At 69.1% G+C, this 20,033-nt stretch carries 18 protein-coding genes; 8 read left to right on the top strand and 10 right to left on the bottom strand.

Annotation, left to right across the window (positions count from 1 at the left end):
- Positions 1-131 precede the first annotated feature (131 nt).
- Positions 132-1,334: an MFS transporter gene (locus tag FHR96_RS04230; protein ID WP_281378365.1), complete on the top strand. Its 1,203-nt coding sequence runs from the start codon at positions 132-134 to the stop codon at positions 1,332-1,334.
- 29 nt (positions 1,335-1,363) lie between these two features.
- Here FHR96_RS04230 and FHR96_RS04225 read toward each other — a convergent pair whose 3' ends face one another.
- The 3 genes from FHR96_RS04225 to FHR96_RS04215 form a co-directional block, all read right to left on the bottom strand.
- Positions 1,364-1,894: a hypothetical protein gene (locus tag FHR96_RS04225; RefSeq protein WP_246392765.1), complete on the bottom strand. Its 531-nt coding sequence runs from the start codon at positions 1,892-1,894 to the stop codon at positions 1,364-1,366.
- 148 nt (positions 1,895-2,042) lie between these two features.
- On the bottom strand, positions 2,043-2,942 hold the full coding sequence (locus FHR96_RS04220; RefSeq protein WP_183386406.1) for a ketopantoate reductase family protein: 900 nt from the start codon (positions 2,940-2,942) through the stop codon (positions 2,043-2,045).
- Positions 2,939-4,939: a DNA topoisomerase III gene (locus FHR96_RS04215; RefSeq protein WP_183386405.1), complete on the bottom strand. Its 2,001-nt coding sequence runs from the start codon at positions 4,937-4,939 to the stop codon at positions 2,939-2,941. Before FHR96_RS04215 ends, FHR96_RS04220 begins: the two co-directional genes overlap by 4 nt.
- A gap of 137 nt (positions 4,940-5,076) precedes the next feature.
- Between FHR96_RS04215 and FHR96_RS04210 the strand changes: the two genes are divergently transcribed.
- Both FHR96_RS04210 and FHR96_RS04205 read left to right on the top strand, forming a co-directional pair.
- Positions 5,077-6,321: an ABC1 kinase family protein gene (locus FHR96_RS04210; protein WP_183386404.1), complete on the top strand. Its 1,245-nt coding sequence runs from the start codon at positions 5,077-5,079 to the stop codon at positions 6,319-6,321.
- A gap of 61 nt (positions 6,322-6,382) precedes the next feature.
- Positions 6,383-8,203: an SEC-C domain-containing protein gene (locus FHR96_RS04205; protein WP_183386403.1), complete on the top strand. Its 1,821-nt coding sequence runs from the start codon at positions 6,383-6,385 to the stop codon at positions 8,201-8,203.
- A gap of 58 nt (positions 8,204-8,261) precedes the next feature.
- Here the strand turns inward: FHR96_RS04205 and FHR96_RS04200 are convergent, their stop codons facing one another.
- Entirely contained in the window at positions 8,262-9,623 is a 1,362-nt protein-coding gene (locus FHR96_RS04200) for an AmpG family muropeptide MFS transporter (RefSeq protein WP_183386402.1), read from the bottom strand.
- A gap of 151 nt (positions 9,624-9,774) precedes the next feature.
- Between FHR96_RS04200 and rfaH the strand changes: the two genes are divergently transcribed.
- The 4 genes from rfaH (at position 9,775) to FHR96_RS04180 (ending at position 12,567) form a co-directional block, all read left to right on the top strand.
- Positions 9,775-10,317 (top strand): transcription/translation regulatory transformer protein RfaH, encoded by a 543-nt coding sequence (gene rfaH / locus FHR96_RS04195; protein ID WP_183386401.1) that lies wholly within the window; start codon positions 9,775-9,777, stop codon positions 10,315-10,317.
- Positions 10,318-10,409: 92 nt separating this feature from the next.
- On the top strand, positions 10,410-10,916 hold the full coding sequence (locus FHR96_RS04190; RefSeq protein ID WP_183386400.1) for an FKBP-type peptidyl-prolyl cis-trans isomerase: 507 nt from the start codon (positions 10,410-10,412) through the stop codon (positions 10,914-10,916).
- Positions 10,917-11,065: 149 nt separating this feature from the next.
- Positions 11,066-11,392, top strand: coding sequence for a hypothetical protein (locus FHR96_RS04185; protein WP_183386399.1), 327 nt, complete (start codon positions 11,066-11,068; stop codon positions 11,390-11,392).
- Positions 11,392-12,567, top strand: coding sequence for a PqqD family protein (locus tag FHR96_RS04180; protein ID WP_183386398.1), 1,176 nt, complete (start codon positions 11,392-11,394; stop codon positions 12,565-12,567). Before FHR96_RS04185 ends, FHR96_RS04180 begins: the two co-directional genes overlap by 1 nt.
- A 359-nt stretch (positions 12,568-12,926) precedes the next feature.
- Here FHR96_RS04180 and FHR96_RS04175 read toward each other — a convergent pair whose 3' ends face one another.
- The 5 genes from FHR96_RS04175 to FHR96_RS04155 form a co-directional block, all read right to left on the bottom strand.
- Positions 12,927-13,364 (bottom strand): lytic transglycosylase domain-containing protein, encoded by a 438-nt coding sequence (locus tag FHR96_RS04175; RefSeq protein WP_183386456.1) that lies wholly within the window; start codon positions 13,362-13,364, stop codon positions 12,927-12,929.
- Positions 13,365-13,602: 238 nt separating this feature from the next.
- Positions 13,603-15,315, bottom strand: a complete 1,713-nt coding sequence (locus FHR96_RS04170; RefSeq protein WP_183386397.1) for a proline--tRNA ligase — start codon at positions 15,313-15,315, stop codon at positions 13,603-13,605.
- Between the two features lie 230 nt (positions 15,316-15,545).
- Positions 15,546-16,457 (bottom strand): carbon-nitrogen hydrolase family protein, encoded by a 912-nt coding sequence (locus FHR96_RS04165; RefSeq protein ID WP_183386396.1) that lies wholly within the window; start codon positions 16,455-16,457, stop codon positions 15,546-15,548.
- Positions 16,454-17,050 (bottom strand): GNAT family N-acetyltransferase, encoded by a 597-nt coding sequence (locus tag FHR96_RS04160; protein WP_183386395.1) that lies wholly within the window; start codon positions 17,048-17,050, stop codon positions 16,454-16,456. The genes FHR96_RS04165 and FHR96_RS04160 overlap by 4 nt, the downstream gene beginning before the upstream one ends.
- A 107-nt stretch (positions 17,051-17,157) precedes the next feature.
- Entirely contained in the window at positions 17,158-18,384 is a 1,227-nt protein-coding gene (locus FHR96_RS04155) for a benzoate/H(+) symporter BenE family transporter (protein WP_246392764.1), read from the bottom strand.
- A gap of 171 nt (positions 18,385-18,555) precedes the next feature.
- Here FHR96_RS04155 and FHR96_RS04150 point away from each other — a divergent pair, with 171 nt between their 5' ends.
- On the top strand, positions 18,556-19,191 hold the full coding sequence (locus FHR96_RS04150) for a helix-turn-helix domain-containing protein (protein WP_183386394.1): 636 nt from the start codon (positions 18,556-18,558) through the stop codon (positions 19,189-19,191).
- Here the strand turns inward: FHR96_RS04150 and FHR96_RS04145 are convergent.
- Positions 19,110-20,033: an N-acetylmuramoyl-L-alanine amidase gene (locus tag FHR96_RS04145; protein WP_183386393.1), complete on the bottom strand. Its 924-nt coding sequence runs from the start codon at positions 20,031-20,033 to the stop codon at positions 19,110-19,112. The genes FHR96_RS04150 and FHR96_RS04145 overlap by 82 nt on opposite strands.

Here is a 20,033-nt window from a genome sequence, read left to right as displayed (position 1 = left end):
CCTTTCTGGAATTCATAAAATAAATTATATGAATTTTTGTTATTTTATTGTTTGCTCTATGATCGCTTCATGGTGTTGGTGATAGACCACGTCATATCTTCGCCCCTTTCGAATCATGAAGTGAGAAGACGATGCCCGGAAGCGCAGCAGGCTGGAGGATCAATCTGTGGGTATGCGGGTCAGGGTCTTTCATCAACATCATTGCCATGACCATCATGCTGCCCTTTCTTCCCCATTATCTCGGTACGTTGGGGGACTATTCGGAGCGTGATACCTACCTTTGGTCGAGCCTGATCTATTCATTGACCTTCATTACTGCCGCATTGTTTGCACCACTCTGGGGGCGAGTGTCCGACGCTCATGGGTGCAAGATAAATCTGGTTCGGGCCAGCGTGGGCATGTTTTTCTGCATGACGCTGATGGGGTTCGCCACGACGGCCTGGCAAATGGCGTTTTTACGTTTGCTCGCAGGTGTCGCGGGGGGATATACCTCGGGTGCCACGATTCTCATGGCCAAGGAGGCTCCCGAGTCCCATGCGGGGCAGGCTCAAGGCGTGCTGTTTGCCTGCATTCTGTCCGGGAGTCTAGCGGGGCCGATGCTAGGGGGCTTCTTGTCGGCTTATGTTGGTATGCGCGAGGCGTTCCTGCTGTCAGGCGCCCTGATCCTTTTGAATGTCCTGGCAACGGTATTTCTGGTCCGGGAAGCGCATGTGTCACGTCGCCATACCGCGAAAGACCGTTCGCGAAAACGCCCCCTGAATGCGTCGATCTGGGCGCTATTGATCGCGACGATGGCGTTACTTGTCGCCAACTTATCGGTAGAGCCCATCATCTACAGCATCGTCGATGGCATCGACCATGAGCCGCTTGCGACGTCCTCGGCCGCGGGTATCGTGCTGTCCGCTACGGCGCTGGGAAGTCTGCTGTCTGCGCTCTGCCTCGGCAGACTCGCGGATCGCTATGGCGCAATGCGGGTCGCCATGGTCGGTTTCGGGGTGGGCGCAGTGCTCATCGTTCCCCAGGCCTTTGCAACCGATGCCTATACGCTGGCACTGCTGCGCTTTGCGATGGGGCTGGCACTGGGTGGCGTGCTGCCTTGTCTGAAAGCAGCGATCAAGCACCTTCATGCCGATGCCGGCAGCCTCGGGCACATCATGGGACTCTCGACATCTTTCCAGTACATCGGCCAGGTGGCCGGCCCCATGATGGGAGGCGTGGTGGCCGCTTACTGGGGGATGGCCACCGTCTTTCATGTCACGGCTGCGGTGGCATTGGCCTGTGCATTGATGCTGGCGGCAGTGACGGCATCCGCATCGCAGGTCAGGGATGTCTGAAAGAGTGCTGTCTCCCGATGCTGGAACGCCTAGAAGGGCATATGGATGGAGGCGGTGACCATATTGAGGTGTGACAGGGTAGGGTCGTCGACGCGCTCCACCTCGAGGCGGCTGACCCAACTGGCGAAACTCAGTCGCGCGCCGAAGCCATTGACGCGAGTGGTGCCGCCCTCTGGCAGGTCGGGATTGCCGCCCGCCGCATGGCCTTGCCACCCCGCCAGCCCGGACTTGGCATAGAGACCAAGGTGGCCGAGGCGCACGCCGGCCAGCAGGCTGCCGCCAAGGCTGGTGGTGTCGAGCAGGGTGTCGCGCGCGGCGACGGAAACGGGGACGTCATCGCTTTCCCGGTAGCGTACTTCAGCGCCGATATCGAGGCGTGGCAATCCTCTGGGCGAGAATCCGGCCGTCAGGCGGAACCCCGAGGTCACGCCGTCGGGGCTCTCGACGCCGTCGCCCTGAAGACGCAGACCGTTGTCCAGCAGGGCGATATCGGTGGCATCACCGGTATAGGCAGGTAGTTCGGCATCCGCGAGGGCCGATGAGGACACCAACAACGACAAGGGTATCAGCAAGGCAGATAGGGAGTGTCGCCATGCCGGGGGGATGTTCATGGATGCCGGGCCTTGAGATGAGACGTCGGGTCTTTGGCTTCAATCCATTGAAGTTAGCAGGCGACACCGTCGTTTGCCAGACGCTAATGTCTCAATCCTACAGCGGCATTCTCTCTGTAAAGCCAGCATGCAGCGCCGACAACGTCGGCGTGTCGAGGCCATGGTGTCGTGCGGCCTCGAGCAGCGGACCGAGAATGGCGGCATGCTCGGTGGGACGCCCGGCCAGCACGTCCTGAAGCATCGAAGCGCGATTGTTGGCGGTAGCCGACACCACCGACCATACCAGCGATGGCCAGCCATCCTCCGGCGCCGCGATGCCCTCGGCGGTCATGATCGCTGCCACCTCGGCGATTGCCGCGTCTACCATGGGGCGGAAAGGACGGTCGCGAAGCTGACCGTTGCGGATCCGAAAGCGTGCCACCAGGGGATTGATGGCGGCGTTGACGGCGAGCTTGCGCCACAGCCGCACGCGGATATCGTCGACCGCGCTGGCGGCAAGGCCCGCCGCACTGAGCCGCGCCGCGATCCTCCCTGCCAGTTCGGTGTGGCGGCCGGCGAGATCGCCGATCACGGTCTGGCCCCGGCCGGCATGCACTACCCGCGCGTCGCCGTCGAGATACACGCCCTCGGTGGTGCTGGCGCACAGCACCGGACCTGTCCAGGCCGCGCTGATCGGCTGCTGTACGCCGTAGCCGTTCTGCCACAGAACCAGCGGCGTGTTCGGGGCGAGACGCGGCGCGATGGCTTCGAAGGCGCCCTCGGCGGCGTAGGCCTTGGTGGTCAGATGGACGATATCGGCGCGCTCGACGAGCCTATCGGGAAGCGTCGCGGCCGTGACGCTCTCGATCTCGCGTGAGAGCGTTTCGCCGACCGGAGTGATCAGGGTCTGGCGGCGCGGCAGGGGGCGACGGCCGATCAGCGTCACGGGGGCGTTATCCGTGAGATGCAGGGCCAGCAGGCGCCCCACAGCGCCGGGTCCGAGAATCAGCGTGCTCATGAAGAAGAGCTCCGTCTGCGCCTGGGGCTGCTGCTGGCGCCGTCCTTCGCGGCCTTGCTGGCGCCGCCGCGTCGGCCGGTCGTCTTGCCGGCGCTCTTGTTCCCGCTCTTGCGTCCCGACCCGCGGCGCGCCTTGCCGCCCGACTTGCCCGAGCGAGCCGCCGGCTCGGCACCCTGGGCATTGGTCAGGGCCAGGCGCATGCGGCCGGCATCGGCGCGGCTGAGCAGCTCGCGCAGGTCGTGCACCAGGGCATCTAGGAAGGGCGCCGGGGCGTCGCCTGCCTCGGCGATGGCAGAGAGTCGCTGCTCCCACAGGGCGGTGCGCTCCGGGCGGCCCACGGCTTCCGGCAGCGAGGCGATCAGGGCGTCGCCCAGGCGGGTAGCGCGCAGCGCCTTGCCCTCGCGTACGAGATAGCCACGGGTTTCCAGGGTTTCGATGATACCGGCGCGGGTGGCTTCGGTGCCCAGGCCGTCGGTGTCGCGCAGGGTGCGCCGCACTTCCTGATCGTTCACGTAGCGGGCGATGTTCATCATCGCCTTGATCAGGCTGGCGTCGGTGAAGGGCTCGGGGGGGCGGGTCTCGCGGTCTTCCACGCCGACCTCTTCGACGCGGCAGGCCTCGCCCTCGGTGAGCGGCGGTAGCGGCGGGGTCTCGTCGCGGGTGGTGAACAGCGGCTTCCAGCCGGCTTCCAGCACTTCCTGGCCGCGGGCGCGGAACAGCTCGCCGGCGATCGTGAACTCGGCCTTCACCTCGCGAGTGGAAAGCGCAGGATAGAACTGGGCCAGCACGTTGCGCGCGATCAGCCGGAAGACGTCGGCCTCCTGGCGCGACAGCTTCGCCGGATCGGCGGTCTTGCCGGTGGGGGCAAGCGCATGGTGAGCGCCGACCTGCTTGTCGTTCCAGGCCTTGGAGCGCTTGGCGAAGTCGGCGCCGGCCAGCCAGCCGCGCAGGGTGTCGTCGCCGGCACAGGCGCCTTCCAGGGTACGTCGGGCGCCGGACCAGTGCTCCTCGGGCAGGTAGCGGCAGTCCGAGCGAGGATAGGTGATCAACTGGTGGCGCTCGTAGAGGCGTTGGCAGATGTCGAGCACCGCCTTGGCCGAGAGGCCGTGGCGGCGTGCGGCATCGACCTGCAGCGCCGACAGCGAGTAGGGCAGGGGAGCAGCCTGGCGCCTGTCGCGGCGCTCGAGCTTGGTCAGCCGGCCCTCGGCGCCGGGCAGGCGCTCGGCGAGGGCCGCCGCCGGGGCACGCTCGAGCAGCCGCCCCTGATCGTCCAGCGGATGCCCCTCGCCGGGGGCCCACCAGGCACGCAGCCGGCCGCGGGCGACGGCGAGATCGGCCCACAGCACATAGAAGGGCTTGGGCTCGAAGTCGCGGATCTCGGCATCGCGGCGTACCACCAGGCCCAGTACCGGCGTCTGCACCCGGCCCACCGACAGTACGCCGTCGTGGCCCGCCTGGCGGCCGACCAGCGTCCAGGCGCGGGTCAGGTTGATGCCATACAGCCAGTCGGCCCGGGAGCGGGCCTGGGCGGCCCGGTAGAGGGGCGCGTAGCGGGTATTGTCCTCCAGCCGCGAGAGCGCGCGCTTGACCGCCGGGGCGTTGAGATCGCTGACCAGCAGCCGTGATACCGGCCCCTTCCAGCCCAGGTGCTCGATCACCTCCTGGACCAGCAGCTGGCCCTCGCGGTCCGGGTCGCCGGCGTGGACGACCTCGCCGGCCTGCTTGAGCAGACGGCGGATCACCGCGATCTGGCCCCTGGCCTTGGGCCGTGGGGCGAGCTTCCAGCGCTCGGGCAGGATCGGCAGCGTATCGAGCCGCCAGCGCTTGAGGGCGGGGTCATAGGCCTCGGGCGGGGCCTGCTCCAGCAGGTGGCCGAGGCACCAGGTGACGGTGGTGTCGCCGGCCACCAGGGCGCCGTCCTCGCGGCGTACGGCGGCGGGCAGGGCGTCGGCGATGGCCCGGGCCAGGCTGGGCTTCTCGGCGATGATCAGGCGCATGGCATCTCGTCGGCGGCGTGAACGTCGAATAGGGTGAAAGTCATGGAGATTCTTACAGTATTTGCCGCGGGTCGCCAGGGGTAAGATGGGTGACCGCTGTACAATGCCTGTCACACTTTATCGGAGAGCCAAGGCTCATGCGCGAACGCGGTCGTACACGACGCCTGCTGGGGCTGGGGACCCGCACCGGCGGTGCCATGCTGCGCACTCGGCTGGGCGGACAGGCCGACTGGCGAGCCCTCGGCGAGGCGCTGTTCGAAGGGCTCGCCGAGCTCAAGGGGCCGGCCATGAAACTGGCCCAGATCATGGCCCAGTGGGACGACCTGCTCCCCCCGGAGCTGGCCGACGAGCTGGCTCGCCTGCAGCGCCAGGCCACGCCGATGCCCTGGGAGGCCATTCGGCGGACCCTGTGCGACCAGTATGGTGAGCTGGAGACCATTTTCACCGAGGTCGAGACCGAACCCTTCGCCAGCGCCTCCATGGGCCAGGTGCATCGGGCGGTGACTCGCGGCGGCGAGACGGTGGTACTCAAGGTACAGTATCCGGGCCTCGACGAGGTGCTGGAGAGCGATCTCGTCCAGCTGCGTCGGCTGATGCGCCTGGGTCGCTGGTTCAATGTGCCTCAGGCGCGCCTCGAGGCGCTGTTCGAGGAGCTCGCCGCCAGCCTGCGCGGCGAGCTCGATTACCGGGCCGAGGCCAGTGCCCTGACGCGCTATCGGGCTCGCTATGCGCACCTCGCAGGGCTGGTGATTCCCGAGCCGCTGCCGGCGCTGTGCGGGTCGCGAGTGCTGGCCATGCGCCATGTGCCGGGTACCCCGCTGCGCGAACTGGAGGGTGCCGACGATGCCGTGCGCCAGCGCCTTGCCGCGACGCTGGCCGACTGGCTGACCGAGGAGCTGTTCACCCACGGCGAACTGCACGCCGACCCCCATGCCGGCAATTTTGCCGCTGACGCGGCCGGCCGGCTGGTGATCTATGATCTGGGAGCGGTCATCACGGTGCCTCATGAGCGTCTGGCGGCGATGATGCGGCTGCTCGAGGCGACCCTGGATGCCGATCCCCTGGCGATGGACGCCGCCCTGCTCGCGCTGGGCGGTCGCCAGGGCGAGGGGGCGCCGCTGTCGCTCTACCGCGAGGCCGCCGAGGCCGTGGCACCGCTATTCGCTCCCGGCCCGCAGGACTTCGGCGACGTGCGGGTGCACCGCCGGCTGCGCGAGCTGAGCCCCCGGGTCTGGGCGGCCATGGACCGCCTGCAGCCCCCGGCGGATACCCTGCTGCTGTCGCGAACCCTCAACGGCCACTACTGGAACCTGGTGCGCCTCGGCGCGCGCCTGGACATGTCGGCGCGGGTGCGGCCGCTGCTCGCTCGGGCTGTGCGGTAAGCGGCTGCCAGCCCGTCGCTTGGCTGGTAGACTGTGCGATTTTTCGGCAGTGGAGACGGCAATGCTGGCGGTATGGGTGGAACAGCTGCTGGGGTTCGCCTCGGGCGCCCTCAAGGCGATTCGCGAAGACGAGCGTTATCCGACGCTGATGGCCTGGGCACGCGAGGAGGGACCCAAGCTGACCGGCGATCCGGCCCTGGCCCAGGCGCTGGCACCGGAGCTGTGGTCGCAGACCCCGCTGGCGCGCCTGGACTTCGCCAGCGAGGCCCTGGCTCGCCCGGGGCGCAACGAGCCCTGCTGGTGTGATTCCGGGCGCAAGACCAAGCACTGCTGCGGGGCCGTTACCTTGCCGGGCGAGGTGCCTGGCCATCTGATGTGGATGCTGTCGCTGCGCGACTGGAAGGGCGAGACCCTCAAGGCCGCCCTGGCCAGCGGGCGTGCGCCGGCCCAGGCGCTGCTCGAGGCCGGACTGATCGCCGCCGAGTCCGGCCAGCGCGGCCGCGCCCAGCAGATCCTCGAATCGCTGTTCGAGACCGCCGACTGGGCGCGTCTGCCGGAGCAGGCCGAGCCGGCCTTCGAGATCCTGGTCGATCTCTATCAGGAGCGTGGTTTCCACCGCAAGCGCGAGGCGCTGCTCGACGCCGTGCTCGATCGCGGCCCGCTGTTCCTGCGCGGCGTGGCGCTGGAGCGGCTGTGCCTGCTGCATCTCGACAACGATGATCTGGACAGCGCCCGGGCCGCCTTCGTGCGCGCCCAGCAGGCGCTGCCCGACTCGCCGACCCTGGCCTACATCGAGGCCATGCTGCTGCTCCATGAAGGCCACGAGGAAGAGGCCCGGGAGCGCTCGCGGTTCTGGTTCCGCCGGCTCTCCCGCCAGGGCGACCTCGATCCCGACCAGCTGCAGTTCCTCGCCGACCTGGCCGACAACCCCGGGGCGACGCTGGCAGAGCAGCTGCTCAACGCCGAGGAGGACCTGGCGGAGCCGCTGGTCGCTTTCCAGGCGCTGCTCGAGTCGCTGCCCACGGCACCCTGCCTGGACCTGCGCGTCGAGGAGGGGCAGCTTGCCTACCATCGTAGTGCCCGGGAGGACACCCTTTATGCGGCCTTCCGCGCCGTGTTCCCGGCCGAGGTCGAGAACGAGGCACCGCTCGGCTTCGATGCCGACCCCTGGACGGAGGCCGGCGAATGGCTGCCGGCGCTGTGTGCTCATCCGGAGTGGCTGGACTCACCGGCGGTGATGCAGTCCCTGTCGCTGGCCATGACCAGTCGCTTCGGCAGCCTGCCCTGGATGGCGCCGAGCCTGTTCGAGCCGCTGGCCGGTCGTCTGGAGCGCTGGCTCGACCAGGCCCGGCAGTTGGGGCAGGCGTCGCTGACCTGGGAAGTGGCCGACAACGCCGTGCTGCTGCGCACGGGGCTGGCGCTGGTGGTGGGCATGGAGCGCGGCGCCCGGCAGCGTTCCCGGCGGCTCGCCGAGCGGCTGCTCGAGCTGGATGACCGCGACAGCCTGGGACTGCGCGAGCTGGTGCTCGACCAGCTGCTGCGCGAAGGACGCGATGCCGAGGCCTTGGCGCTCAGCGAGTCCGCGCTGTCCTCGCCGTCCGAAGAAGAAGGCCTGCTGGGACTGCTGATGGGCCGGGTGCTGGCGCTTTATCGGCTGGAGCGCGGCGAAGAAGCCGCCGACGCCCTGCGCGAGGCGCACCGTCACAACCCTCATGCCCCGGCGCTGCTGTGTGCCGACAACCCGCGTCCTGCGGGGAGCGCGGACAGTGCCTCGGCGCCCGGCTCGCGGGCCGAGGCCTGGCAGTACCGGACCCTGATGCGCGACCAGTGGCGGACCACCCCGGGCGCCCTGGAGTGGCTGGCTGCTCGCCTGAACGCCTGACCCGGCGATCCCCGGCGAGTGGCCGTGCCCCGGTGCGAGGCACGCGGGAGCGACCGCGTCAGGTCGCGTCGGGCGTTGCCACCAGGCGGCGGTCGCGGCTGACCCAGATCGCCAGGGCGATGGCCGGCAGGCCCAGCAGCGAGGCCAGCAGGAAGAAGTCGGCGTAGCCCTGGGCCTCCACGACCAGGCCGCCGAAGCCGCTGAGGAACTTGCCGGGCAGGGTCATCAGCGACGAGAACAGCGCGTACTGGGTGGCGGTGTAGGCCCGCGAGGTCAGGCTCGACAGGAAGGCGATAAACACCGCGCTGGCCAGGCCGTTGGAGAGGTTGTCGCCGACGATGGTCACCACCAGCATCGGCAGGCTGTCGCCGGCAAGCGCAAGGCCCACGAACAGCAGATTGGTCAGCGCCGTGGCGGTGGCGCCGAGGATCAGGACCGGGCCCACGCCATAGCGGGCCACCAGCAGGCCGCCCAGCAGGCCGCCGCCGATGCTCATGGCGATGCCGAAGACGTTGGTCACGTTGGCGATGGCGGCCAGGCTGAACCCCAGGTCGATGTACAGCGGGTTGGCCATCGAGGCCATGGCCAGGTCACTGATCCGGAACACCGCCACGAACGCCAGCAGTCCCAGCGCCTTGAGCCCGTGGCGGGCGAAGAAGTCGGTGAACGGGCAGACCACCGCGCCGATCACCCAGGCGCCCAGGCGGCGCAGCCAGGTTGGCCGACCGCGGCTGGCGCGCAGGAAGGCGCGCACCCGAGGCTCGTGGATCAGCTGGGTGGACAGCGCCAGGCGCTCGGGCTCGGGACGCACCAGTACCGTGACCATGCCGACTGCCACCAGCGCGGCCATGGCGAGGTAGGCGGCGTGCCAGGAGACCAGCGAGGCGACGTAGAGGGCGCCGGCGCCGGCGGCGATCAGCCCGCCGCGGTAGCCGATGATGTAGGTGGAGGCCATGGCCGCCTGCAGGTCTTCCGGCGCGGATTCGATGCGAAAGGCATCGATGGCGATGTCCTGGGTCGCCGAGCCGAAGGCCACCAGCAAGGCGAAGACGGCGACCAGCGGTAGATGGTCCAGCGGGTCGAGGCTTGCCAGGCCCACCAGGCCGGCGGCTATCATGGCCTGGGCCAGCAGCATCCAGCCGCGGCGTTGACCGAGCGCCCGGGTCAGCACGGGCAGCGCCAGGCGATCGACCACCGGCGCCCAGAAGAACTTGATCGAATAGAGAATGCCGATCCAGGCGAAGAAGCCGATCGCCGCCACCTCGACGCCATCGCTGCGCAGCCAGGCCGAGAGCGTCGAGAACACCAGCAGGAAGGGCAGTCCCGCCGAGAAGCCCAGGAACAGCATGGTCAATACCGGGGCGTGCCGGTAGACCGATAGGGCATCGCGCCAGCTGCGCTGCGCGGTTGGGGTCGGCATGGTGAGGCTCTCCTTGCTTCAGGTCAGGTCACGTCCGGGGCATCGATGCTAAGATGGCGGCCTCAACCGGGGCTCGCATCGCGGGCGGCACGCGCCGCCGATTGTTGCAGAGCCCCGGCGCCGACACCAGCCAGATGCGACCGACAACGACATGAGTGACGACGACATTCGCCAGGATGACGCCGAGGATGCGGTGCCCCGCTGGTACGCCATCCAGTGCAAGGGCGGCGAGTCCTTTCGCGCTGCCGAGCACCTGGGCAATCAGGGCTACGAGATCTTCCATCCGGTGCTCGAAGTCCAGAAGAAGCGCCGCGGTAAACTCGAGTGGGTGAGCGAGCCGCTCTTCCCTTACTACCTGTTCATTCGCCTCGACCGCCTGGTCAGCAACTGGCGGCCTATCCGCTCGACGCGCGGCGTGCTCAAGCTCGTCACCTTCGGTGGCGGGATGCCGGTGCCGGTCGGCGACGCTTTGGTGGCGACCCTGCGTCGGCACGCCCAGCGTGACCAGGACGATACGGCCCATGTCTATTTTCGCGCCGGCGAGGCGGTGGAGATCACCGAGGGGCCCTTCAAGGACCTTCAGGCGATCTTCTCCAGCCACAAGGGCGAGGAACGTGCCATCGTGCTGCTCAACATGCTGCACCAGCAGCAGCGCCTGGAGATGCCCGTTACCCAGCTGCGTCGTCGCGACTGAGCGCGCCTCGTCATGCATCCGATCCGCGAGCGCGCCATACCCGAGCCGAGCCGCTGCGATGCCGATCCCATTTCCTGTTCCGGAGAACGCCCATGACCATTGCCCCCCAGCGGGTCGCCAGCCTGCACTATGTGCTCAGTGACGAGGACGGCCAGGTCCTCGACGACTCTCGTTCCCGTCAGACGCCGCTCGAGTACCTGCACGGCCATGACAACCTCATGGCGGGGCTCGAGCGTGCCCTGGCAGGCCGCGAGGCCGGCGCCGAGCTCAGCGTGACCCTGGCGCCCGGCGAGGCGTATGGCCTGCGCGACGAGGCGCTGGTGCGTGAGGTCGGTCGCGACGCCTTCCCGGTGCCTGACCTGGCCCCCGGCATGCGCTTTCAGACTCCGGGTGACGATGGCCCCGAGATCGTCACCGTGCTCGAGGTGCGCGACGATAGCGTCGTGATCGACACCAATCATCCGCTGGCCGGGCGGACCCTGCACTATCGCCTGGAAGTGCTCGAGGTGCGCGAGGCCACCCGCGCCGAGCTCGCCAAGGGGCATCCCCTGCCTCCGGGGACCACGCCGGATCAGGTGGAAGACAAGAAGATGGTCTGAGCGTCGCCAGGCGCGACCACCCGCCGTCGTCGGCTGGCGACGCGGCGGGTGGCAATATGCAGCGATCACGGAAGTCGCGGTTGGTCGGGCGTCGTGCGCCGGCGCAGGAGGTAGGCTAGGAGCATCCCGGCCCACAAGGATGCCTCACCATGCGCAACACGGATGCCTCATCCCCGACCTGTCCTCGCCGTCGACGCCTCCTGGCCGCCCTCGGCCTGGTCGGCATGGCCGCCTATGCGGCCCCGACCCTGACCAGCGTCGGCCAGTCCCATGCCGGTGGCTGGGACGATGGCCGCTGGCGCATCGTCTACGAGAGCGAGCCGCGGGCACGCGAACGCCGCTACGTCGACGACTATCGCGAGCATCGCCGTCATCGCGATCACCATCGGCGTCGCCATCATCACAAGCATCATCACCATCACCACTCGTGGTCTCGTCATAGCCGTCCCAGCTTCAGCCACCCCAGCCGCTGGTAATGGCGACCCTGATCGAGGATCTGCAGCCGGCCGGGCTGAACGTCCGCCTGCGCCTGGAGGATGCGCCGGACCTGAGCGCGGCGCTGCAGGCGGCAATGCCCGGCTGGCCGCTGGCGCGCCGGCCGGTGGCGGGGCGCATCGCGCTTCGCGGGCGGCGTGAGGGACAGGCCTATCGGTTATGGTCGGCAGGGGAATCGCGCTCCCGCCGGCTGACGGGCGTCGCTACCGTGGCATCGTGCCTGGTCGCCGACCTGATTCCCGAGGTTCTTGCGACCTGGCCGCAGGCCATCGGACTGCACTGCGCTGCGGTGGAGGTCAACGGGCGCTTGCTGGTCTTTCCTGCGACTCACCGAGCCGGCAAGAGCCTGCTCTGTGCGGCCTTCGCAGCCGCCGGATATCGCGTGTTCGCTGACGACGTGTTGCTGCTCACGCCCGAGGGCGCGGGCATGGCGCTGGGTATCGCCCCGCGTCTGCGTCTGCCCTTGCCGGACACGCTGTCGTCCCGCCTGGCCGGCTACGTTGCCGGCCGGGGAGGCGTTGGCGATGACCGCTACCGGTATCTCGACCTGGGGCGGGAAAGCCTGGCATCGCACGGCGAGCGCTGTCCGCTGGGCAGCATCATATTGCTCGAACGGTGTGGCGAGGCGGTGCCGAGCCTGACTCAGGTGTCGCCCGGGGAGGGGCTGCTGCGCCTGCTGGGCCAGAGTCTCGCCGGCACGCATCATGAGCCTGCCGAGCTGCTGCCACGACTGCTGCCCATGATGAAGCGCCTGCCTTGTCGAATGCTGCGCTTTGATGATCCGATGGCGGCCGTCGCACGCCTGGTGGGGGCGCACGCCTGCGATGATCGTCCCGAAATCCAGGCGTTCGGGAGCGACCGGAGCGCTGTCGACTGGCCTGACGAGATGGCCTGGCGCCGACGGCCGGTGACGGCCGAGTATGTCCTCGGTGATGAGCGCTTCCTGGTCGACGATCGCGGTGACGTGCATCGGCTCAACCCTCTGGCCAACAGCATCTGGCGGCTGCTGGGGCTCGAGCCATTGAGCCGGCTCGAGATCGTGGCGCTGCTGAGAGTGCGTTTCCCCGATATCTCCCCCGCGCGCCTCGACGACGATGTAGGAGGCTTGTTCGATGCGCTGGCCGCGCTAGGCCTGGTGGTTCCCGCCGACGACTGAAGCTTCTCGTGCCTGCCGCGCCCGAACCTGACCTGGATCAAGCCACGGTGGCGCGTTTCGCCCGGCCAAACGCCTAACTTGACTCAGGTCAGCGTATCTCCGTCGGCGGAGCGCTAGAGTGAGGTCATGCATCACGACGGAACCAATGCCTGGCAGCATCAGGCTCGGCGTTCCAGGCCCGGTCACCGTCGGCATGATGTTCGCCTTCATGGGCAGCCGGATCGCCTTGGCGCGCGTGACGACCATCGCCGCGACACAGGCCGAGCCAGCCGACCCGCCAGTCGTCAGGGGAGGGGGCTATCCCCCCACTGGGCCGATCCTTCGGGATCGGCTTTTTTTTTGTGGCGCCAGATACGCGGTCAGCGATCGACGGTCAGGCGACGGGGAAACGCCTGATCGGAGGGTGTCCAGCGAGTCGCCAGGGCATGCATTACCCGCTCGGGGTATCGGGTCTCCCCGAGGCTGCCATGGTAGCGGGCCAGCGCTCGAGTCAGGTCGCCGTTTTCCACTGCCAGGTAGTGGGCCAGGATGGTGCAGCCATAGCGCAGGTTGCGCCCGGGATCCGTCAGGTCGTCGACAGGCAGTCCGAGTTCACGAACCCAGAACGGCATGACCTGCATCAGGCCGATCGCGCCTGCGGGGGACACGGCGTCGGCGCGGAAGGCGCTTTCCACCTGGATGACGGACAGCACCAGTTCCGGGGCCAGGCCGGCCAGGCGCGCCTCCTGATGGATGCGAACCAGCAGCGCCCTGCGTCGCTCGAGGTCGGGAACATAGCCGGCCAGGCGAGGGGTCATGTCGTCGAGCCACTGGCGGGTGGCCCATATCGCAGCGGGCGCGAGAGGCGCTTGACGTGCGGCGGCGAGGGTCGGGCGCAGGGTCACGGGCGAGGGCGCCGCTCCCTCGGTTGTCGCTTGGGCCCGGGGCGGGAGAAGGGCAAGGGCGTCGAGGAAGTCGACCGCTTCCCGGGCGGGAAGCGGCGTCGTCAGGCCCAGGCCGCCGGCCGCCAGCAGCAGGGCGGCCGGGAGCCGGAGCTTACTGGACCTCGATCCGCTCGCGCAGGAAGTCGAGGATATCCCCGGCGGGGACCATGGTGGCCTCGCTGTCACGGCGTCCCTTGTATTCCAGTTCTTCCTTGTCCAGACCTCGATCGCCGACCACCAGGCGGTGGGGAATGCCCATCAGCTCCTGGTCGGCGAAGCGCACGCCCGGGCGCAGGTCGCGGTCGTCGAGCAGCACGTCGAAGCCGGCGGCGCGGAGCGCCTGGTAGAGGCGCTCGCTCTCCTCGCGTACCCGCTGCGACTTGTGGGCGTTCATCGGCACCACGGCGATGTGGAAGGGCGCGATGGCGTCCGGCCAGATGATGCCGCCGTCGTCATGGTTCTGCTCGATGGCGGCGGCCACCACACGGGTCACCCCGATGCCGTAGCAGCCCATCCACGGGTGTGCGGCCTTGCCGTTGGCGTCCAGCACGGTGGCATTCATCGCTTCGCTGTACTTCTGGCCCAACTGGAAGACGTGGCCGACCTCGATGCCGCGCTTGATCGACAGGGTGCCCTGGCCGTCCGGGGAGGGGTCGCCCTCGACCACGTTGCGCAGGTCGGCGACCTGGGGCAGCGGCAGGTCGCGCTCCCAGTTGATGCCGAAGTAGTGCTTGCCATCGATGTTCGCGCCGGCACCGAAGTCGCTCATCATCGCCACGCTGCGATCGATGATCACCGGCATGTCGAGGTTCACCGGGCCCAGGGAACCGGGGCCGGCGCCCGCTGCCGCGCGGATTTCCTCTTCGCTGGCCATGGTCAGGGGGCTGGCCACCTCGGGCAGGTTCTCGGCCTTGACCTCGTTGAGCTCGTGGTCGCCGCGTACCAGCAGGGCGATCAGCCCGCCTTCCGTGGCGCGCACCATCAGCGTCTTGAGGGTCTTCTCGATCGGCAGGCCGTGCTGCTCGACCAGTGCGGCAATGGTCTTGGCGTTCGGGGTGTCGACCAGGCGCAGTTCCTCGGCGGGGGCGGCGCGCTCTCCCCGGGGCGCCAGTGCCTCGGCCTTCTCCATGTTGGCGGCGTAGTCGGACTCGGTGGAGAACACGATGTCGTCTTCGCCGGAGTCGGCCAGCACGTGGAACTCGTGGGAGCCGGTACCGCCGATGGAGCCGTTGTCGGCGATCACCGGGCGGAAGTCGAGCCCCAGGCGGGTGAAGATGCGCACGTAGGCGTCATACATCACCTGGTAGGTGTCCATCAGCGAGGCTTCATCGATGTGGAAGGAGTAGGCGTCCTTCATGATGAACTCGCGGGAGCGCATCACGCCGAAGCGCGGGCGGATCTCGTCGCGGAACTTGGTCTGGATCTGATAGAAGTTCGACGGCAGCTGCTTGTAGCTGGCGATCTCCTTGCGTACCAGGTCGGTGATCACTTCCTCGTGGGTCGGGCCGACGCAGTAGTCGCGATCGTGGCGATCCTTGAGGCGCAGCAGCTCGGGGCCATACTGCTCCCAGCGGCCGGACTCCTGCCACAGCTCGGCGGGCTGCACGGCGGGCATCAGCACTTCCTGGGCGCCGGCGCGATCCATTTCCTCGCGGACGATGCGCTCGACCTTGCGCAGGGTCTTCAGGCCCAGCGGCAGCCAGGTGTAGAGCCCTGAGGTCAGGCGGCGAATCATCCCCGCGCGCAGCATCAGCTGATGGCTGACCACTTCGGCGTCGGCGGGCGTTTCCTTGAGGGTAGAGATCAACAGTTGCGTGGCGCGCATGGGTCGGGGATGTCCTCGAAAGCGTCTGTCAGGGAGGGGCGGTCGGGCCGCCCGGATATGAGCGGCCCGGATATGAACGACATTGTACGATCAAGCGCCAGCGGCGGCAAAAGCGGTAGCATGGAAGCAGAGGCGCGGCGCCAATCGGCCGAGCAGGCCGAGACGCGCTCGGTCTGAATCCCCCCTTCGGGGCGCCTCGAGGCCGCGCCTCGAAGCGGGAGGATGAGGCGCTAGGTGAGCGATTCGTGGGCGACGCCTGCAGCCAGGCAGGCGTCCTGCAGAGACCAGTCGGCGTGGTTGTTGACCTGGCCGCGGTCGCGCAGGGCGCGGATCGCGGCCAGATCGAGGCGGGCCAGCTGCCAGCCCGGCGTGGCGTCCCGGGCCTGGGTCAGCACGCCGTCGGGCGGGAAACCGTGGTCGCAGGGCGTATAGACGCCGGCCCGGCCGATGTTGATGTCCACCGCCGGTGACCATAGCGCCTCGCCCACCGTGGGCGAGTGCACGACCGCCACCTGCTGCTCGATGGCGCGGGCCTGGGCGCTGAGCCGTACCCGCTGGAAGCCGGCCTCGGTGTCGGTGCAGCTCGGCACCAGCAAGAGATCTGCGCCGGCGTCCACCAGCGCCCGTGCCAGCAGCGGAAACTCGCTGTCGTAGCAGATCAGCACGCCCAGCCGCCCGGCCGGGGTGTCGAAGACCCTGAGGCCCTGGCCGGCCTCCACGCCCCATTCGTCGTTCTCGAAGCGCGTCATCACCTGCTTGTCCTGGAAGCCCAGATCGCCGTCCGGGCCGCACAGCCAGGCGCGATTGACGAAGCGGCCGTCATCGAGCCGCCAGGGCAGAGAGGGGGCGAGCAGGGTCACGCCATGCTCGCGGGCCTGCGCGCGCCAGGTCTCGACGAAGGCGTCGCGCCAGGGCTGCAGGCCGTGCAACTGGACCACCAGGTCGCCCTGCTCGGAGGCGGGCAGCAGTGAGGCCAGCTCCATGGCGCCGTATTCGGGGAACACCAGCAGCTCGGCGCCCCGGCTCGCGGCATTCTGCACCCAGCGCGACGCCTTGCCCTGGAAGTCGCCGAAGCTGGCGAACGCCTCGATGGGATACTGGGCGGTTGCCACGGTCACCGTTGGCTGGCCGCTCACGCTCATGAATCCAGGGCCTTGAGCCAGAAGATCATCGGCTTGGCGGTCTCCTCGTCCGCATCGATGTCCTTCCAGGCGAAGGAGGTCGAGAGCGACGGCGTGCGACGATAGCCCCAGGCCTTCCAGAAGTCGTGCAGCGGCCGGTAGTCGTCGGGCTTGAGGGGATGGTCGACCGGGCGTTCCACGGCGCAGAAGGCCGCATGGCCGAAGCCCTCGCTCTCGGCGTGACTCTCGCGGGCTTCCATGAAGGCCTTGCCGATGCCGCGGCCGCGGTATTCGGGCAGCAGCACCGACTCGCCGTAGTAGAAGACGCCTTCGGGGCGGTAGCCGGCGGCCTCGAAGGGGGCGCGGAAGTCGTCGACCTCGTCGTCCAGCGGCTGGCCGGTAGCCGCGCCGACCAGGGTGTCGCCGTCGAAGGCCAGCACGAAGAAGCTTTCCGGGTTGGCGGCATAGCGCTCGAGGTAGCTGGCCTCGTAGGCCTCGTCGCCGTCGTAGAGATAGGGGAAGTCGCGGAAGACCCGGATGCGCAACTGGGCCAGGGCCGGCAGGTGCGGGGCGATGTCGCGTCCCCGGCAGATGGATAGAGTCGGGTTCGCCATGGGCATGCTCCAGGGAGGGATTTGTTATTGGGTCGCGGCACCGTAGCAGATACGCCCGGGGCGACGCAGTGCGGCGGCGACGCCAGCGGTGCTGAGGGCGACATGGCTCATGCACCGCTGCCCGCGGCGCGCCAGCGGCCGACGGCCAGCGCCACCAGCCCGGCCACGAGGCCCCAGAAGGCCGCTCCGATGCCGCCCGGCGCAATGCCCGAGGCGGTGACCAGGAAGGTGAGCAGGGCGGCGTCGCGCTGGGCGGCATCGCCCAGGGCGTCGGCCAGCGATGCGCCGAGGGTCGGCAGCAGCGCCAGGCCGGCGATGGCGACCACCAGTTCACCGGGCAGCGCGGCGAACAGCGAGCTCACGGTGGCGCCGAACAGCCCCAGCAGCAGATAGAAGCCGCCCGCCGCGACCCCGGCAGCGTAGCGTCGCCGCGGGTCGTGATGCGCCTCCGGGCCCTGGCACACCGCGGCGCTGATCGCCGCCAGATTGAGGGCGAAGCCGCCGAAGGGCGCGAGCGCGAGGCCGGCAAGCCCGGTGCCGCCGACCAGCGGCGAGATCGGCGGTTGGTAGCCGGCGGCGCGCAGGGCGGCCACGCCGGGCAGGTTCTGGGAGGCCATGGTGACCACGAACAGCGGAATGCCGACGCCGATCAGGGTGCCTAGCTCGAAGTTCGGCGCCGTATAGGCCGGCACCGCCAGCGCCGGAGTGATCGCCGCGAGATCCAGCAGGCCCTGGGCCTGGGCCACCAGGCAGCCCACGGCCAGCACCAGCGGGATGGCGTAGCGCGGCCACAGCCGCTTGGCCAGCAGATAGGTCAGCCCCATCGCCAGCGGCAGCACCAGCCGGTGCTCCACGGTCATCACCAGGTCGAGGCCGAAGCGCAGCAGCACGCCGGCCAGCATGGCCGAGGCCAGTGCTCGCGGCAGGCGGTGCATCAGGCGCTCGAAGAGCCCGGTCACGCCGCACAGGGTGATCAGCAGCGACGAGAACAGGAAGGCCCCGATCGCCTCGCTCATCGGTAGCCCCGGCAGGCTGGTGGCGAGCAGCGCCGCGCCCGGGGTCGACCAGGCGGTGAGCAGCGGCATGCGGTAGCGCAGCGAGAAGACCAGGGTGGTGATGCCGGAGCCGATGCCCAGCGCCCACAGCCAGGAGCCGATCTCGGCCTGGCTGGCGCCGGCCGCCTCGGCGGCCTGAACGATGATCGCCGCCGAGCTGGAGTAGCCGATCAGCACGGCGATGAAGCCGGCGGTGAGGGTCGATAGGCTGCTGTCGCGCCACAGCGAGGGACGCTCGGCGGTGGCGGGGCTCGGCGTTGGCCGGCTTGGCATGGACATGGGGGGGGGCTCCGGATAGCTGTGCGTTATAGCGCACGATGGCGCTACCCTAGCACCGTGCGCTATAACGCACAAATGGGCAGGCACGCCGCGGCGGCCGCGCTACAATGGCGCCTTTCCATCCATCCGAACGATCTATCAGAACTGTTCAAACGCGACCGGGAGAGGCCGATGCAGGAGATCTCGCAGCATATCGCCGAACGGCTCAGGACGCTGCGCCGCGCCGAGGCCTGGAGCCTCGATCGCACCGCCCGGGAGACCGGGGTCAGCAAGGCCATGCTGGGCCAGATCGAACGCGGCGAATCGAGCCCCACGGTGGCGACGCTGTGGAAGATCGCCAGCGGCTTCCGCGTGCCGTTCTCGAGCCTGTTCGAATCCGAGGCCCTCGCGCCGGACGATGGCGCGGCCGGAGCCGCGCGTCAGGCCGCGCCGGTCTCAGAGGGCGATGCGGCCGGAATGGCGGCCGTGCCGCTGTTTCCCTTCGACCCCGCGCTCGGCTTCGAGCTGCTGGTGGGCACCCTGGCCGCGGGCGCGGTCAGCGAGTCGGCGCCCCACGCCCCGGGTGTGGTCGAGCATCTGGTGGTGATCGAGGGCGAGCTCGAGGTAGCGGTGGACGGCGCCTGGCGCCGCCTGGCCACGGGCGAGGGGCTGCGCTTCGCCGCCGACCGGCCCCACGCCTATCGCAACCCGGGCCCGGGGCCGGCGCGCTTCCACGACGTCATCCACTACCCTCGCGGCGCCGGCGTCGCCCCAGGCGTCGACGCCGGCCAGGCGAGCGCCGGGTCGGACAGCGCTTCGGGGCGGTAGCGGGCGAGCAGCGCCCACAGCCGGGCGGCGGTGTCGGCGTCCGGTTGGCCACGATAATCATTGGGCCGATAGCGCATCTGGAAGGCGCGCAGCGCGCCTTGGGTCGCACTATCGAGCTCGCCGCTCGGCGTGACCGCATAGCCCCAGGCCGCCAGCGCCCGCTGCAGCACGGCGAGCGTCGGCGGGCCCGCGGCGAAAGCGCGCCGGAAGCGCACCACGTCGGCCGGCGCTGGCCAGGTGCCGATGCCGGCCGCATACAGGCGTTGCCAGGGGAAGGCCGGCCCCGGATCGATCTTGCGGGTGGGGGCGATCTCGGCGTGGCCCAGCACGTCGGTGGGCGCGATATCGTGGCGCGCGATCACGTCCTCGAGCAGGGCGATCAGCGCGTCGATCTGGGCATCGGGAAAGGACGCCCAGGTCACCGGACCGTCGCCCGCTGAGGCATCGGGCAGGTGGTCCGGCCCGGCGTTGACCAGTTCGATGCCGAGAGACGTGTCGTTGAGGTGGCGTCTCCCCGCCCAGGCGCTGGCGCCGGCGTGCCAGGCGCGGCGGGACTCGTCGACCAGGCGATAGACGCGCGGCGCGCCGAGATCGCGATCGGGATGGCGCGGAATCAGATAGTGGGCGCTGACGTGCGGCCCGGTGAGAATCTCGAGCGAGGTCGCCTCGTCCTCGTCGGTGTAGTGCAGTACCAGATAGCGCACCCGGCTGGAGTGGGCACCGGAGGCATGAGCGTCGTCGATCGCGTAGCCGGCGTCGCCGGCGGGGCGTTCCACGCTGGCGCAGCCGCCGAGCAGCAGGGTGGCGAGGATCGCCAGGGTCAGGGATGGACGGCGGCGCAT

Origin of the sequence: Halomonas organivorans, assembly GCF_014192055.1 — a bacterium.
GTDB classification, from domain to species: domain Bacteria; phylum Pseudomonadota; class Gammaproteobacteria; order Pseudomonadales; family Halomonadaceae; genus Halomonas; species Halomonas organivorans.
The sequence above is the reverse complement of the archived record's forward strand: the minus strand, read 5'-3'. Positions and strand labels throughout refer to the sequence as shown.

Coding starts and splice junctions, on each gene's coding strand:
- FHR96_RS04230 (WP_281378365.1), top strand. CDS start 132: ATGCCCGGAAGCGCAGCAGGCTGGAGGATCAATCTGTGGGTATGCGGG.
- FHR96_RS04220 (WP_183386406.1), bottom strand. CDS start 2,942: ATGAGCACGCTGATTCTCGGACCCGGCGCTGTGGGGCGCCTGCTGGCC.
- FHR96_RS04215 (WP_183386405.1), bottom strand. CDS start 4,939: ATGCGCCTGATCATCGCCGAGAAGCCCAGCCTGGCCCGGGCCATCGCC.
- FHR96_RS04210 (WP_183386404.1), top strand. CDS start 5,077: ATGCGCGAACGCGGTCGTACACGACGCCTGCTGGGGCTGGGGACCCGC.
- FHR96_RS04205 (WP_183386403.1), top strand. CDS start 6,383: ATGCTGGCGGTATGGGTGGAACAGCTGCTGGGGTTCGCCTCGGGCGCC.
- FHR96_RS04200 (WP_183386402.1), bottom strand. CDS start 9,623: ATGCCGACCCCAACCGCGCAGCGCAGCTGGCGCGATGCCCTATCGGTC.
- rfaH (WP_183386401.1), top strand. CDS start 9,775: ATGAGTGACGACGACATTCGCCAGGATGACGCCGAGGATGCGGTGCCC.
- FHR96_RS04190 (WP_183386400.1), top strand. CDS start 10,410: ATGACCATTGCCCCCCAGCGGGTCGCCAGCCTGCACTATGTGCTCAGT.
- FHR96_RS04185 (WP_183386399.1), top strand. CDS start 11,066: ATGCGCAACACGGATGCCTCATCCCCGACCTGTCCTCGCCGTCGACGC.
- FHR96_RS04180 (WP_183386398.1), top strand. CDS start 11,392: ATGGCGACCCTGATCGAGGATCTGCAGCCGGCCGGGCTGAACGTCCGC.
- FHR96_RS04175 (WP_183386456.1), bottom strand. CDS start 13,364: ATGACCCCTCGCCTGGCCGGCTATGTTCCCGACCTCGAGCGACGCAGG.
- FHR96_RS04170 (WP_183386397.1), bottom strand. CDS start 15,315: ATGCGCGCCACGCAACTGTTGATCTCTACCCTCAAGGAAACGCCCGCC.
- FHR96_RS04165 (WP_183386396.1), bottom strand. CDS start 16,457: ATGAGCGTGAGCGGCCAGCCAACGGTGACCGTGGCAACCGCCCAGTAT.
- FHR96_RS04160 (WP_183386395.1), bottom strand. CDS start 17,050: ATGGCGAACCCGACTCTATCCATCTGCCGGGGACGCGACATCGCCCCG.
- FHR96_RS04155 (WP_246392764.1), bottom strand. CDS start 18,384: ATGTCCATGCCAAGCCGGCCAACGCCGAGCCCCGCCACCGCCGAGCGT.
- FHR96_RS04150 (WP_183386394.1), top strand. CDS start 18,556: ATGCAGGAGATCTCGCAGCATATCGCCGAACGGCTCAGGACGCTGCGC.
- FHR96_RS04145 (WP_183386393.1), bottom strand. CDS start 20,033: ATGCGCCGCCGTCCATCCCTGACCCTGGCGATCCTCGCCACCCTGCTG.